The 14,766-nt window shown below is 40.6% G+C and carries 14 protein-coding genes and 1 pseudogene; 7 read left to right on the top strand and 8 right to left on the bottom strand.

Annotated elements, in window-relative coordinates:
- The first annotated feature begins 115 nt into the window (after nt 1-115).
- Nucleotides 116-997: a hypothetical protein gene (locus tag WCM76_04650; protein MEI6764907.1), complete on the top strand. Its 882-nt coding sequence runs from the start codon at nt 116-118 to the stop codon at nt 995-997.
- Nucleotides 998-1,116: 119 nt separating this feature from the next.
- The gene (gene rlmB / locus WCM76_04645; GenBank protein MEI6764906.1) at nt 1,117-1,866 is read left to right on the top strand and encodes a 23S rRNA (guanosine(2251)-2'-O)-methyltransferase RlmB; all 750 of its coding nucleotides are present in this window, start codon (nt 1,117-1,119) and stop codon (nt 1,864-1,866) included.
- 23 nt (nt 1,867-1,889) lie between these two features.
- Here rlmB and WCM76_04640 read toward each other — a convergent pair whose 3' ends face one another.
- Nucleotides 1,890-3,320 (bottom strand): redoxin domain-containing protein, encoded by a 1,431-nt coding sequence (locus tag WCM76_04640; protein ID MEI6764905.1) that lies wholly within the window; start codon nt 3,318-3,320, stop codon nt 1,890-1,892.
- Nucleotides 3,321-3,478: 158 nt separating this feature from the next.
- Here WCM76_04640 and WCM76_04635 point away from each other — a divergent pair, with 158 nt between their 5' ends.
- The 3 genes from WCM76_04635 (at nt 3,479) to WCM76_04625 (ending at nt 6,336) form a co-directional block, all read left to right on the top strand.
- Nucleotides 3,479-4,270, top strand: a complete 792-nt coding sequence (locus WCM76_04635; GenBank protein MEI6764904.1) for an inositol monophosphatase family protein — start codon at nt 3,479-3,481, stop codon at nt 4,268-4,270.
- Between the two features lie 110 nt (nt 4,271-4,380).
- On the top strand, nt 4,381-5,796 hold the full coding sequence (locus WCM76_04630; GenBank protein MEI6764903.1) for a hypothetical protein: 1,416 nt from the start codon (nt 4,381-4,383) through the stop codon (nt 5,794-5,796).
- Nucleotides 5,797-5,820: 24 nt separating this feature from the next.
- A complete protein-coding gene (locus WCM76_04625) occupies nt 5,821-6,336 on the top strand; it encodes an O-acetyl-ADP-ribose deacetylase (GenBank protein ID MEI6764902.1) in 516 nt (171 codons plus the stop codon).
- A 15-nt stretch (nt 6,337-6,351) separates the two neighbouring features.
- On the opposite strand, the gene WCM76_04620 is transcribed toward WCM76_04625, so the two are convergent.
- Genes WCM76_04620 through WCM76_04610 form a run of 3 tightly spaced genes read right to left on the bottom strand, consistent with a single transcriptional unit; the run spans nt 6,352 to nt 8,814 of the window.
- The gene (locus WCM76_04620) at nt 6,352-6,999 is read right to left on the bottom strand and encodes a rhomboid family intramembrane serine protease (GenBank protein MEI6764901.1); all 648 of its coding nucleotides are present in this window, start codon (nt 6,997-6,999) and stop codon (nt 6,352-6,354) included.
- A 20-nt stretch (nt 7,000-7,019) separates the two neighbouring features.
- On the bottom strand, nt 7,020-8,009 hold the full coding sequence (locus WCM76_04615) for a class I SAM-dependent methyltransferase (GenBank protein ID MEI6764900.1): 990 nt from the start codon (nt 8,007-8,009) through the stop codon (nt 7,020-7,022).
- 40 nt (nt 8,010-8,049) lie between these two features.
- Nucleotides 8,050-8,814 (bottom strand): glycosyltransferase family 2 protein, encoded by a 765-nt coding sequence (locus tag WCM76_04610; protein ID MEI6764899.1) that lies wholly within the window; start codon nt 8,812-8,814, stop codon nt 8,050-8,052.
- 171 nt (nt 8,815-8,985) lie between these two features.
- Between WCM76_04610 and mnmE the strand changes: the two genes are divergently transcribed.
- Both mnmE and WCM76_04600 read left to right on the top strand, forming a co-directional pair.
- Nucleotides 8,986-10,371, top strand: coding sequence for a tRNA uridine-5-carboxymethylaminomethyl(34) synthesis GTPase MnmE (gene mnmE, locus WCM76_04605; protein MEI6764898.1), 1,386 nt, complete (start codon nt 8,986-8,988; stop codon nt 10,369-10,371).
- Nucleotides 10,372-10,441: 70 nt separating this feature from the next.
- Nucleotides 10,442-10,988 (top strand): annotated as a pseudogene (locus tag WCM76_04600) (ORF6N domain-containing protein).
- A gap of 212 nt (nt 10,989-11,200) precedes the next feature.
- Here WCM76_04600 and WCM76_04595 read toward each other — a convergent pair.
- The 4 genes from WCM76_04595 to WCM76_04580 all read right to left on the bottom strand — a co-directional run bounded on the left by WCM76_04595 (nt 11,201) and on the right by WCM76_04580 (nt 14,595).
- Nucleotides 11,201-12,160 (bottom strand): HipA domain-containing protein, encoded by a 960-nt coding sequence (locus tag WCM76_04595; GenBank protein ID MEI6764897.1) that lies wholly within the window; start codon nt 12,158-12,160, stop codon nt 11,201-11,203.
- Nucleotides 12,147-12,482, bottom strand: a complete 336-nt coding sequence (locus WCM76_04590) for a HipA N-terminal domain-containing protein (protein ID MEI6764896.1) — start codon at nt 12,480-12,482, stop codon at nt 12,147-12,149. Before WCM76_04590 ends, WCM76_04595 begins: the two co-directional genes overlap by 14 nt.
- Nucleotides 12,469-12,702, bottom strand: a complete 234-nt coding sequence (locus WCM76_04585; protein ID MEI6764895.1) for a helix-turn-helix transcriptional regulator — start codon at nt 12,700-12,702, stop codon at nt 12,469-12,471. Before WCM76_04585 ends, WCM76_04590 begins: the two co-directional genes overlap by 14 nt.
- A 252-nt stretch (nt 12,703-12,954) precedes the next feature.
- A complete protein-coding gene (locus tag WCM76_04580; GenBank protein MEI6764894.1) occupies nt 12,955-14,595 on the bottom strand; it encodes an SBBP repeat-containing protein in 1,641 nt (546 codons plus the stop codon).
- Between the last annotated feature and the right edge of the window lie 171 nt (nt 14,596-14,766).

Raw genomic sequence — 14,766 nt, 5'->3', positions numbered from 1 at the left:
ACAGCGGTTATGAAATGCTCGTCAAAATTACAATTTAATCAGCGAATAATCCGTTACTTAATAAAAACCTGCGTATGGCACCATAAATACTCCCAAACCTTAAAACCGACAGAGTATGAAAACAAGAGCAATCTTCGCAATGGCCATCTGCCTGTTTGCAATGGCCGGTTATGGTTCCGGCAGCCCGCAATCGTACACGCTTTCAGAAGCGATTTCAAAAAAGCTCATAAAGGTTACCATTAAGGGTAATGATTATGAATCAGGTTCAAGTTCGTATTACGGAAAGTGCATCAACATGCATATTAAAAACTTGACGTATGGCGCTTTGAGCCTTAGCTTAGAAAACGGAAGAAGACTAAAATGCACCTACGATTCTGTGCAGGATATGCTCGTAACAAAAGCTGAAATATTTGCCCTTGGAGGTCAGAGTGAGCAGGATTTTAAAGTGTATGCTATGTGCTCACAAAAGCACGACCGGTGCCCTTCAACTACTTCAATATTCTCATTGTCGGAACTTGCAAACGGCTATTTGCTGCAGCTTACACAACTGATTGAAAAGCTCAATTGCTTCGACCGCACAGGCCAATCGGCAGTGTGGGTACTAACCGATGGCGACGATCCGGCTAACGTGACCGGCTCTGATTCAATCACCGTTAAAGCGCTCAAAACGCTTCTGGTTAAAGCCCGCAGCGTAGCACAGCGTGATGAGAAATTTATTTATGACTATAGTTTTCCGCAAGTAAAAAACGGTTCATTCAAAATTGAGGGTGATTTTGTATGGCAAATGCAGTATGCCGGAAAAGTTTCGTTATGGATTTATGATAACAACGGCAACAGGATTTCGTCCATTTTCCTTGAAAAATATTACAGTCACGGCACACAGACATATCACTATTCAGTTCAGGATCCTGAATTCAAACCCGGTGAAATGTACTGGCTCAGACTTATGGCCGACCGAACAAAGCTGAAGGAAGTCGCCGTTACCATGGATCCATGATGAAGGATTGACAGCCCATTGAAAAACGCAGGTTTGGCTCAACAATATATATCATGAATGAAAAATGCCATAGAAAATTCTGTGGCATTTTTGTTTGTGTATCTTTGCAAAAAAGCATTTTGGAAAACGAAGGATATATTTTTGGAATACGACCGGTGATTGAAGCCATAAACGCCGGAAGAGAGATTGACGGACTGATGATACAACAGGGCCTTCGGTCTGACGCATACAACGAACTGCGTGAACTGATGCGCATACACCGCATTGAATGCAGATTTGTTCCTATTCAGAAACTGAATCGCATTACCCGTAAAAACCATCAGGGCGTAATAGCTTGGATTTCTGAAATCAGCTACCACGAGATAGAGAATTTGGTGCCCACCCTTTTTGAAGAAGGAAAAACCCCGCTGTTGCTGGTACTTGACCGTGTTACCGATGTGCGGAATTTCGGTGCAATTGCCCGGACGGCTGAATGTGCCGGTGTACATGCTATTATTATTCCGCTTCAAAACTCGGTTCGGGTGAGTGCCGACGCGATAAAAAGTTCGGCCGGAGCATTAAATATCATCCCGGTATGCCGTTCAAAAAATTTAAAAGCAACGCTGCAATACCTGAAACAAAGCGGCATTCAGCTTACCGGATGCACTGAAAAAACTTCCAAAAATTATTACGACGCGAGTTTCACCATGCCAATGGCAATTATAATGGGTTCTGAAGAAGATGGCATCAGTCCTGCTTATCTTGACATGACAGACGAACAATTGAAAATTGAGATGGCAGGTACAATTGCATCTCTGAATGTTTCGGTTGCTGCCGGTATCATTTTGTTTGAGGCACACAGACAGCGGGTAGCCGAAAATATACGATAAATTTCAGAGAATTATTGATTCTATCACTGTTTCAGGGTTTTTCTGCGCTTCATATCGCGCCTGATAAAATCAGCTACCTGTTCAATACTCAACCGTTTTGCCAGAATAACTTTTTTATCATCAAGCAGGTAAATAACGGGTGTACTGTAAATATCATATGCCTCCGAAGCATTCCCGGTAATGGTACGCGGACCGTTAACGTTGATCCAGTGCATCTGATAGGTCCGCAGAAATTTCTTCATCTCCATCAGATTCGTGTCGGTACAAACACCAAAAATCTCAAAATTCATAGAGTCTTTTTTCTGTTCGTAAAACTCTTTCACCTTAGGCATCTCAGCTTTACAATGGCCACACGACCAGTCCCAAAAGAGCAATATAGTATAATGCGACGTGAGCGAATACATAGACCGTAATTGCAATGTAGTATCCTGCATTATCATGTTGGGCGCCGGTTGCCCGATAAGAATAGGCTTGAGTTTCATCGCCCGCTTGGTAATATTCTCCAGCACTTTTGCACTTATCCAGTATGCCTGATTGGTCATGTAATATTTCTCAACCAGATGAACAAAAATAGCGTCGTAGCCCATCACGTCAGACGTTTCATAGGTATACGTGAGATACCAGATAACATACTTGAACATCTCCTTATTGGCTCTTGCTTTTTCAATGATGCGGTCTGATTCGAAAATAATTGAATCGGGCATTTGTGGAATAACATTATCAAAATATTGTTTAATCCGGTTATAAAATACCGGTGTGCGCAGAATGCGGTCGTCAGAGAAATCAATGTTATCCCAGTAATGATTGCGGTAATAGTAATACGTAAACGTTGAATCTTTGCGGCCGTTTGAAAGTATAGGTGCATCGGGCACATCCGGGTCTTTGGATGCGAGCATAAAGCGCGACATAAATGTTTCCGGATGATTGGTGATTAAATTTGTTTTATAATCGCGGACAGACTTATCAATATCGTCCATTTGCTTACGGATAACAGCTGTTGAGTCTTTATTATCCTTTAACTTATCCAGATGACCTTTCAGTCCTTCATATTGCTTTTGTTTATCCGAAATAAATCTCAGATAATCATAAAACAGCTGGTTTTCGGGCGAGCCTTTTACCTTCATGTTTCGAACGAAATCAGAAGTATCTGTTTCGAGGCTGAACACCTGTTCTTTATTCACAATAAATTCAAAAAATTTCTTTTTGGGAAGTACAACAAAATAAATCCCGCCGGGCAAATCCTCGGTTCCCTCAAAAACCAGTTCTCCCGCGGCATTGGCTTTAACAGTGTCTTTGATGTACTGGTGCTGACCGTAATAATTTCCAAGATAGCAAGCACTGTCGGCAAGACCTTTCACCTTTACCTTAATTTTAAAACCTGCAGCTGTAGACTGCGGTTGAGCAGAAGTGAGAAGAACCGCACTAATCAAAAAATTAAGCAAATAAGTAATCATAGTCAATATTTATGGAGGTAGTAATATCTGCAAAAATAAGAAAATGTAAGAAGCCATTAACCACCGACACTGTATTTTGTTTACTTTTATTTACACTTTAGAACCAAACATTTACTTAAGTGAATGAATACGGACAAACAGAAAAATTTTCAGGTGCTATGGATTTACAAAAACTTTGCCAGGATGTGTGCGGTGTGGCGAGAGGTGCAGGGCGTTTCCTTAAGGAAGAGATACACCATCTTCAATTCTCCGATATCATTTCAAAAGCCGAAAACGATTTTGTCACATACGTCGACAAACAGTCGGAAAAGATGGTTGTTGAAGGACTTTCAGCGCTCGTGCCTGATGCAGGATTTCTTACTGAAGAAAACACCATACACATTGATGGCCGCGAGTTCACCTGGATTATTGATCCCCTCGACGGTACCACCAATTATATACATGGCGTTCCTCTTTACTGTGTAAGTTTAGCATTGATGCACCGAAACAAAATTGTGCTTGGGGTTATTTACGAGCCTAATCTTGACGAATGTTTTTATGCATGGGCCGGAGGCGGAGCATGGTTAAATGGCAAGCCAATCAAGGTTTCAGCGCTTAGTAATGTAGGTGATTCGGTCCTTGCAACTGGATTTCCGTCACGCGATTTTTCGCACATCAGCGAATTTGTTGAACTGTTTAAGGCCTTGATGTTTGACACTCACGGCATCCGCAGGCTTGGTTCGGCAGCAGTAGATTTGGCTTACGTAGCATGCGGACGGTACGAAGGTTTTTACGAATATGGACTCAGCGCCTGGGATGTAGCGGCAGGTTCAATAATCGTTCAGGAGGCCGGAGGTCATGTTACAGATTTTAAGAGCGACGGCAAATATATTTTCGGTAAAGAAATAATCGCTACAAACGGATTTATCCACAAACAATTCTGCGGAATTCTTTCAAAATATTTTAAATAATTCCGAAACACTTTTCGAAATTTCAGACAATTGCTGCGAATAATCACCAAATAAAATGTAACTATTTTATGAAAATATCGTAAATTAGTGCTCTCAAAAACGCTTGTGCTATGGATTTGTTGTCGCTTTCTGTAAAAAACCTCCAGCAGGAAGACTTCCAACAGTTGATGAAGAAGTTAAAGTCGAATAATCAAAAAGTTCGGCTTCTGGCTGCTATCAAGACAAGTAGAGATTTGAAGTATGAAAAGATTATCAAAGATCTGGGGTATCAGGGTAATGTAAGTGCGTTCTACACTCTGAAACACCGCTTGCTTGAAGATATTCTCGAGTTCAGGCTTCATCATGGCAAGAATGCAATTATTCAAACCAAAGAGCGGATAGAAAATCTAAGGGTGTTGCTCTACTCACCCGATCATCAATTGCTGGAACGCGAATTAAAAGATTTGCTGAAAAAATGCAATCAGTACGAAATTTATGATGGCGTTTACGAGGTTTATTTTATCTATCATTTGCTCAATTTTGATAACCAGAAATCGCGGGAATTATACGCCAAATTAATGGCAGAAGCGAAACTCAAGGCTGAAATTTTCAACAATCTGGAGCATCGTTTTTATAAAATAATTCTTGATTTTCAGGATGTTTTCTATTATCCCGATAATCTGATAAACGACAGTAATATCCATTACCTAAATGAAGTTGATGGATTGAACAGCAAATTGAATTCGAACGTTTCAAATTTCTTTTACATGAGCAGCTGGATGGCTTTCAACTTAAAAAGAAAGCTGCCCGGGCAATCACTGCCGGAAGAAACTGAAGAATGGATTAACTATTTATCGAATCTTTACCTCAGCTCAACGGTACAGTTCCATTATCCAAATTGTGAATTTGCGCTTGAATGCCTGTTCAACAAGTATTATATGCTTGTCGGCGACCATGATCGTTTCTCAGCCAACCTTGACCGTCTCGAACAGTTTGCTTCACAGATTAAAGGACAGAAGATGTATGAAAATGTTCTGTTCTATTATCTGTATGCCAAAACATACGACTTTGTGGCCAAACGTCACTTCCCATTAATTACGCCCTACCTGAGCGAGTTCATTACCGATGCGCTTTTTGAATCGAGCAGCAATCGAATCAAATTCTATTACCTTTATTTGCAGGCACTGGCACATGCGTATGAGCAAAATTTTGCCAAAGCTACTGCCAAACTGTTGCGTGGTCGATCGTTCAAACCTTATCTTTCAGACATGAGTCGCTGGATAATGCTTGAAAACTCGCTACTTACAATTATTACTTATATTTTGCAGGATGACTTCAAAATGATGAAGTACGAAATGTCATTGATTTACCGACTGCTTCCTGCATCAGGACCAACCGTTGCCCATTGGAAAATATTTATGAATAAAATGCGTGACAGTATTGGCAAAAGAAATCCCGACCGCTTTAAATATCACGCAATTTTTAGTGAGGCTAAAGAGAGCACCGGAACTATGTTTCTGGTTGACCTTGACAGATTTTTCAGATAATAATAACACACCCTATTTTATATTATGAGCAGGATTGAACTGTTCCACGGTGACATCACCAAATTATCCGTTGATGCAATTGTGAACGCTGCAAACCGTTCGCTGTTGGGTGGTGGCGGTGTAGATGGTGCTATTCACCGGGCTGCAGGACCGGGCTTGCTCGAAGAATGTATCAGGCTGAATGGATGTGATACAGGTCAGGCCAGAATTACAAAAGGATATGACTTGCCGGCCCGCTTTGTTATTCACACCGTTGGACCCGTATGGAAAGGCGGAAAGTTTGGCGAGGAACAGCTACTCACCGATTGCTATCGCAAATCGCTCCAACTGGCACGGCAATACGGATTGAAATCTATTGCTTTTCCTAATATAAGCACCGGTGTTTACCGCTTTCCAAAAGAAGAAGCCGCCTGTATTGCGCTCGAGGAGGCCATGCAATTCCTTGAAAGCGACGCTGAATTTGAAAAAATAATTTTTGTATGCCATGATGAAGACAACTTTGAACTTTATCATCATATTCTATACGGAGACCTTGATTAGCAGGGAAGGCAGCAATCAGAAGCTCTGAAAAAACATGCGCACCTGATCATAAAAATACAAGGCCAGCATCGGTTTTAAACAAATAGTAAACACGACGCCATACACGGCGCCCCAGAAATGTGCGTCGTGCCCAATATTGCCCTTGCCCCTTTTTGCCATGTACCAGGAATAAACGAGATACAGTATCCCAAAAATAAACGCAGGCACGCCAATAGGGATAAAAAAGAGATAAATTTTATTAAGTGGTGCAAAAAGTATGCTCGCAAAAACGACAGCCGATACGGCACCCGATGCACCCACGGCATTGTAAACCGGATTATTCTTTTGCTTACCGAATGAAGGCAGCACTGAAAGACAAATACCACCAACGTATAACAAGATGTAATACAGGATTCCTTTTTCGGCAAATATTTCGGGATGCTTGTAAAAGCTTTCTACAACAGTACCGAATGAATACAATACAAACATATTAATGAGCAGGTGCATCCAGTCGGCATGCAGCAACCCGTAAGTAAAAAAACGATAATACTGTTTTGAATGAAGCGCATTGAACGGATTAAATTTCAAACGGAAAAACACTTCTCTGTTTGAAAACCCAATAATCGAAACAATAGCTGTAATAATAATAATGATGATGGTAACCGTTGCCGAACCGTCTAACATAAATAATAATTGATTAAAGTTTAGTGCATCGCTTTGATGAAGGTATATTCAACGGTTGCACCGCGCGACATAAACGATGCAACATAATCGAAAATCATACACACAGGGAAAAGAAAAATAAAAAATGCATACTGCAGAATCAGTTGTGCCACATTGCAACGGGCATATGCCTTGTTCCCTTTCAATCGCTCATAGAGTAGTTCCCTTCTTTTGAAGAATACATTGAGGATTGATTGTATCATGCCGAAAGGATTCTGTTCAAATGAACGGTCTTTGCGTTTTACAAAAACAAAACCGTATTTACTCATCATTTTTATAAAATCGCGATGGCCGAAAAAGAAGAGATGGCGTGGTGGATCTAAGTGAAACCATTTACCTTTAAATGTTCGGCTCTGAAAGCTGTGTATATTTGGAAATGACATGACCAATGTACCATTGTGGCTCAGTAAGCGTGTAACTTCTTCGAGCGTTTGCCTTGGATCATCGAGATGTTCAAACACATGAAACATGGTAATCGCATCAAACTGTTCATTGGTAAAATCATGGTTCAACAATGAACCAATTTTAATGTCGATGCCAGGAATCTGCAGCGCACGCTGTGCCGCACGACCTTCCATCTCAGTCCCGAAAAGATTAAATTTTCCGCATTTCTGCAAATACTTCAGAAAACGGCCATTGCCGCAGCCGATGTCAAGCACATTTGAATCTTCATGCAGAAAACGGGCGAGACGTTTTGCCCTGCCCATCCTGAAATAATCAATAATGTTCTCAATGAAAGGTGCTGAGAATTTTTTTTCTCCCGGTCCATAATAGGTGTCATCATAAGCCTTTTCAAGAATTTCTTTCGTAGGCCTGGGCGCTAAAAAAATGGCGCGGCATCTGTGACACTTGTTTATCGTGTAATTATTTCCGAAAATATCATTGGTGGGATATAGAATATGACTTTCTGTAGTAGTGCAGAAGCCACAGATACTTACTTCGTCATAAACCGTTTCAACTTTTTTTGCCAATGTAACAGATTTTTTATCAGAATTTTGCCGGCAATTAAAATTACGCGGCTTTTTCCTTATTATTGGTTTCAAAGATACGGAATTTTGCGAGACGCAGTTTCTGCAGAAAATAGCAAATTGCTGTTTTCATTACGCCCAGTCCGTACTTGCTGCTCCGCCTGAAGTTGATAGATGAAGCATCCGTGAAGTATTTTGTTGGGCAGGTAACTTCGGCAATTTCATATCCCGCGTAGAAAATCTGAGCCAGCATCTGGTTATCAAAAACAAAATCATCGGAATTGTTCATGAAATTGATTTTTTCAAGAACCTCACGTGAAAATGCTCTGTATCCGGTGTGGTACTCCGAGAGTTTTTGCTTCATCAACAAATTCTGGAAGAACGTGAGAATGCGGTTAAAAAAGTATTTGTAACGCGGCATGCCACCGCTGAGCGCTCCGCGCCCGAGTATTCGGCTTCCCAGCACAACATGATACAATCCGTTGGCAATCATCCATGCCATCGACGGAATAAGCTTTGGTGTGTATTGGTAATCGGGATGAACCATAATAACAATATCGGCACCCATTCCCAGTGCCATTTGGTAACAGCTTTTCTGATTGCCGCCATAGCCCTTGTTTACTTCGTGCCTTTTAATGTGTGTAATTCCCAATCTCAGCGCCACCTCCGTAGTATTGTCGGTACTGGCATCATCAACCACAATCACATCGTCAACCATGTCGAAAGGGATTTCACCATAGGTCGTTTCAAGTGTTTTTCCTGCATTGTATGCAGGCATTACTACAATAATCTTTTTTCCTTGTATCATAACAATGAGTGCTGTTACAAAGATAGAAAATAGTTTGAAGTATGGAGTTTGAAGTTTAAGAAGAGAAGTCAGAAGACGGACAGGCACTTCAAACTTCAGGCACTTCACACAGTGATTGTCATGATGCTCCTTTAAAATTTGTAATTTTGTATCTACAGAAAAAACAGGACGATGAACCAAGACACAATTTTCGCACCGGCAACGCCTCCGGGTAAAAGCGCTATTGCCGTGATACGCATTTCGGGCAACGATGCATTTATTGTAATGACGAGAATATTCAGGCCGTTGCGAAAAAAAACTGACCTTCTTAAAAGCGCGTCCCATCAGGTGCATCTCGGTTCTCTGTATCATGGTGAAGTCCTTATTGACAAAGTGCTTGTTTCATTGTTTAAAGCACCTCATTCGTATACGGGCGAAAATATTGCTGAAATTTCTGTTCATGGCTCTATGTTCATTGTTCAGAAAGTGCTGGAACTACTGTCTTCTGAAGGATTGAGGATGGCACGTCCCGGAGAATTTACATTGCGGGCATTTCTAAATGGTAAATTTGATTTGTCGCAGGCAGAAGCCGTTGCCGACCTAATAGCATCAAATTCTGATGCATCACACGCGCTGGCGCTCACACAGATGCGGGGCGGGTTTTCATCGCGCCTAAAAGAGCTCCGGCAGAAGTTGGTTGATTTTGCTTCACTAATTGAGTTAGAACTTGATTTCAGTGAGGAAGACGTGGAATTTGCGAACCGCAAGCAATTGAACGAACTGCTTGAGACCATTAAATCGGAAGTTAACAAACTCGCTTCCTCATTTGCCCGGGGCAACGTTTTAAAACACGGTATACCGGTTGCCATTATCGGCAAACCAAATGTTGGAAAATCGACACTTCTGAATGCTATACTGAATGAAGAAAAAGCGCTTGTTTCGGAAGTTGCCGGAACAACCCGCGATGCCGTTGAAGATGTGATGGTGATTGGCGGCATTGCTTTTCGATTTATTGATACGGCCGGACTGCGCAGTACACGTGATTTTGTAGAGAATCTGGGCATCGGCAAGACGTACGAAAAAATGAATCAGGCTCAGGTAATTCTTTATGTTGTCGATATCAGCACCACCTCTGCCGAAGAAATAAAACAGGAATTACAAGACTTCGCTGAACATATTGAACATGGCAAAAAACGCTTCATCATCATTGCCAATAAAACAGATTTATTATTTGAAACTCCGCATAATTTCGCGGAGCTTGTTGAGATGGAAACCATCTTTATTTCGGCACGGCGCAATGAAAACATTCAATTGATAACTGAAAGCCTGTTGAAGTCAGCGGATGTTGAAAAATATGATGACAACGCCACTGTTTCCAATGCACGTCATTACGAAGCGCTTACGGCCATTATCACAAGCATTGAAAATATTGAGCATGGATTTTTAGCCGGTTTGCCCTCCGACCTTATCTCAACCGACCTTCATCTGGCACTGCACCACCTGGGCACCATCACCGGTGAAGTTAGCACAGAAGAGCTGCTTGACAACGTTTTCAGCAAATTCTGTATTGGCAAATAAATCGAATGGTACGCAAACCTTCCAACCGTTCATTGAAATTTCTTTTAAAAACAAAAAAAACAAAAACACTATGCAATTACAAAAAATTCAAACAAAAATCTATGAAATCAGAGAACAAAGGATAATGTTAGACTTTGACCTCGCTGAAATGTACGAAGTACAAACCAAAAATCTAAATCTTGCCGTTAAAAGGAATTTAAAACGGTTTCCGACCGATTTCATGTTTCAACTCACAAAGCATGAATGGGAAAGTTTGAGGTTACAAATTGAAACCTCAAACGCTCAAAGGTTGCAAAATGAAACCTTAGAAAAAGGCAGAGGAATACACTAAATATTTGCCCTATGCCTTTACAGAACAAGGGTTAGCCATGCTGAGCGGTATTTTAAATTCCGATAAAGCTATTGAAGTTAACATTGCCATTATGCGAGCCTTTGTATTCATCAGGCAATACGCTTTATCCCATAAAGACCTTACTCAAAAACTGTTAGAGCTTGAAACAAAATACAACAAACAATTTAAGGATGTTTACGAGGCCATCAATTACCTTTTACAAAAAGATAAACAGGACACGGAACAGAAAAGAAGAAAGCAAATCGGATTTAAAAAGAGCATATGAAAACCATTATTTAAGGTTTTTTATTGATGTTATTAACCAAGGGCATGAACAAAGGGAATAAATGCTGTTGTTATCACAAATTGTGATAATCTGCCCGAAACCGTGAAATTCAGTCCAGCAGCTCCCTTTTCATTTACCGAACAGGGTGTTGCTATGCTATCCCGTGTGTTGAAAAGCAAAAAAGCCCTTCAGATAATAAATTAAAAAAAATTCTAATTTACTTGTAAATGCAACTGCCTTGCCCTAGCCACAATAATAGCTTTATACTTTTCTTGCATAACTGATGGAAGAAAACTTTTTTTAACAAAATCAATAATTGCAGGAAGTGAAGTTTCCATTTTATCTACAATATTTATTTGTGCCTTCTCCGGGATTCCACTATTTGTCATAGCTTTCATAAAATCACTCAGTTTTATCTTTTTCTTTTTACCGTTTAATGTAAGCCCAAGCTCCTCTTTATCATCAGGCATAACAAGAGCAGTGGAAACCATGTCATAAGCAGGTGTTAGCACTGTACCGGTTTCAGTGCGGTTAATCAACGAGAAGTTCTTCAGGTGCATATCAGCGTTTCCTGTCAGGAAACAAAATAATACCTGCTCATAAAAGTTCACAAGATCAAGGCCGGGATTAACTGAAAATTCCATTATCGCTTTTCCTATCTGTTCCTGGGATCCTTGGTACTTGTGCTCTGTCAAGCGTTCTGTCAGCTGGCACATGTCTTCCATGTGTATTTTTTCCTTACCGGTTCTGTCTATACGTTTAGTAATATAAGCCAATCTCCCTGATTTCATTTGTATAAGTGAGTGAGGAACGGTAGCTATTCCGGCTATTTCAGCCAGATGCATTGTCAGGTCCTCAATTTCCGGCAGAAATGGGAATGCATCGGTTTGTGGTTTCAATATGTATTTCCCATGCACACCCACAATTGTAAGCCGCAAAGGAGCACCAGCACCTTCTCCTTTAAGGAGGTCAAGTGAAAGTTTTGGCTGCGCCCCAGTAACAGCAGACTGGCTTCTCACCACCTGTAAACCCAACTCCAATAATTCCCTTTCAGAATACAGTAATTCAGGGGGCTCAGCTTTTCCAAATATTTTTTTACTACAAGCCGGGTGAAACATAACGTCGCTTTCATTAAGGGCATTATAGCAATATAAACATCTATTTGATTTCATCTTCAGCTTTTATTTCAATTACTTTAACAGCACCAATACAATCGTGACAGCAGGCCAACAATAGTCCCATCCTATCACGCTGATTTATTTTCCAGTTTTTTTGTGCAATATCTAGAAGCCATCCTTCGGGTATCAAGCCATCAAAGAAAGGAAACATAACTTTGCTTTCAAATGGCTTGTCGTTCTTAGGCAATGTAAGACTTACTGCCGGAGTTTCTATACTCTTCAGATAAGCCTCATAATATGTGAATACATACCCGTCTTCATTTTCCAGCAATTTTCCTGCCGGAAGATCATGCATAAATATTTCAGCTCTTCTCATCGGTCAGTTTTTTTCTGTTTAAAGGAACAGGCCCCAGCTCCATACCAAATAACAGGAGTACCTGATTTACTTTATCCATGCGAAGCGAACTCTTCCCCTGCTCCATTTCACGGATAAACCGCAGCCCCACACCCGCCTTATTTGCGAGCTCCGGCTGAGTTATCTTTAGTTGTTTCCGTTTACCTTTTATTAAAGCAGATACTGTTTGATTTGATGTCATTTTATACCCTTTTGGGTACAAATATACAACATATTTTCAATACTGCACCCTTTCGGGTATATATTTTTACAAAAATGGTAAAATTATACCCTTTCGGGTACATTAATACCATTTTCCTGAAGTATTAAACAATTTAAGGATGTTTACGAGACCATCAATTACCTTTTCCAAAAAGATAAACAGGACACGGAACAGAAAAGAAGAAAGCAAATCGGATATAAAAAAACGTATCCGATTGATTCAAAACCTCACCTATAGCTTAATCAGCTTAAATGTCTGAAATGAATTGTCATTCCTGATATTCACCAAATAAATTCCAGCAGGAAATTCGCTTACGCTGATGCGCGTTTCGCCCATTTTCGAATTAACTGTTTTGATGACCTGTCCCTGCATATTCATAATCTCAATTGTTGAATTTTGATCTGAACTGACCACTATGAAATCACTGGCAGGATTGGGATAAATGATGGTGCCGGACTGGGCCACAGCTTCCGCAATGCCTGAAGCCGGGGTGTTGCCCGATTTTGCAACAAGTACATCAACGGTTCCTGCATTGTATAAGGTTGTATCACCAATTGTAATAGCTGTACTGCCAAAACTTGCAGCAATAATAAAATTGCGTGATTCGTCCGGCGCAATATCGTTTGGTGTATCATTCGTGGCACCCCCTATTGACTTTGCCCAGGCAATAGTACCATTGGGTTCATATTCAGTGATGAAAATATCGCTGAAACCACTGCCATTATTAGCAAGCGGCCATGTTCCGAAACTGATGGAATCGCTTTTAAAATAACCCGTGAGATAACTATAGCCCAACTTATCGGTAGCGACCACACTGCCTTCATCATCGGCAGAACCGCCTGCAGCGCGTGCCCATTGCACGTTGGTATCAGCATCATATTTTACAATAAATACATCTCTGTATCCTGCACTGGTCAAGGTGGTATCGCCAAAAGTAATATTGTTTTTAAATGAGCCTGCCAGATAACAATTAGATTCACCGTCAACAGTCACTGTATTTCCTTGAGAATCGCCTGTTCCGGCAGAGCGAATGGCCCATAACGCACTTCCGTCAGGTGCAAATTTCGCAAAGTACATATTGAAATTGGTAACTTTTTTTAATAGAAAAGTATCAAACCATAATGAATCGGCATTCGTACTGCCGGTAATGTAACAATTGCCCGTTTTATCAATGGCAATCGATTTCGATGTTTCGGCACTGCCAACGGTTCCGTCGGCAGACCTCGCCCAAAGCGCAGTGCCTGCAGAATCATATTTAGCAATAAATAAATCGGAATTTCCCCCACCCGAATTAATCAGAGGGAAGGCCCCAAAAGAAATAGAGGGGCTGTTGAAACTTCCGGTAATATAACAGTTACCAATCGAATCCACAGCCAAACCGGTTGGCATTTCGTCGTCAGTGCCTCCTGCATGCCGTGCCCAGATACACTGGTCTGTTGAATCAAATTTCGCAATAAATATATCGGTAGCATTATTTGCAGCATTGACAAAACTTTCATTGCACAACTCGAGTTTGGGCCCGTCAAATGTACCTACTATATAATAGTTTCCCAATTTATCAAATGCAATATTGGTAATACGCTCTCTTCCTGTATCGCTGATGGCGGCTGTGTAAATCAAGGTACCCGCCAGGTTATATTTCGCAATAAATCCATCCGGACCATTCGAATGCGGCAAATTATAAATATAGGTATTGTAATAACCCACCACATAGCAATTTCCGTGATGATCATAATCAATGGAAAGGGATTCGTCATAACTATTATAGCCTGCGTTTGTAGACCAAAGCCAGTCCGGTGCCTGTGCCCATACGTTTACAGTTCCTGACAAGACGAATACAAAAACTATGGCACTCAAAAAGATTCTCTTCATGATATATATATTTTGAGTTATTGGTTCAATTGATTTGAAATCAACTATTGATTTAATCTGATGGAATACAAATTTAATAAATATAGTGATGTTCTCATAACACTTATATCATATTCGCACAATATATTACTGAAACAGCACATTTATTTCAGCTTTAACCTATAGATAAAT

This window comes from Bacteroidota bacterium (assembly GCA_037133915.1).
Classification (GTDB): Bacteria; Bacteroidota; Bacteroidia; order Bacteroidales; family CAIWKO01; genus JBAXND01.
The sequence above is the reverse complement of the archived record's forward strand: the minus strand, read 5'-3'. Positions and strand labels throughout refer to the sequence as shown.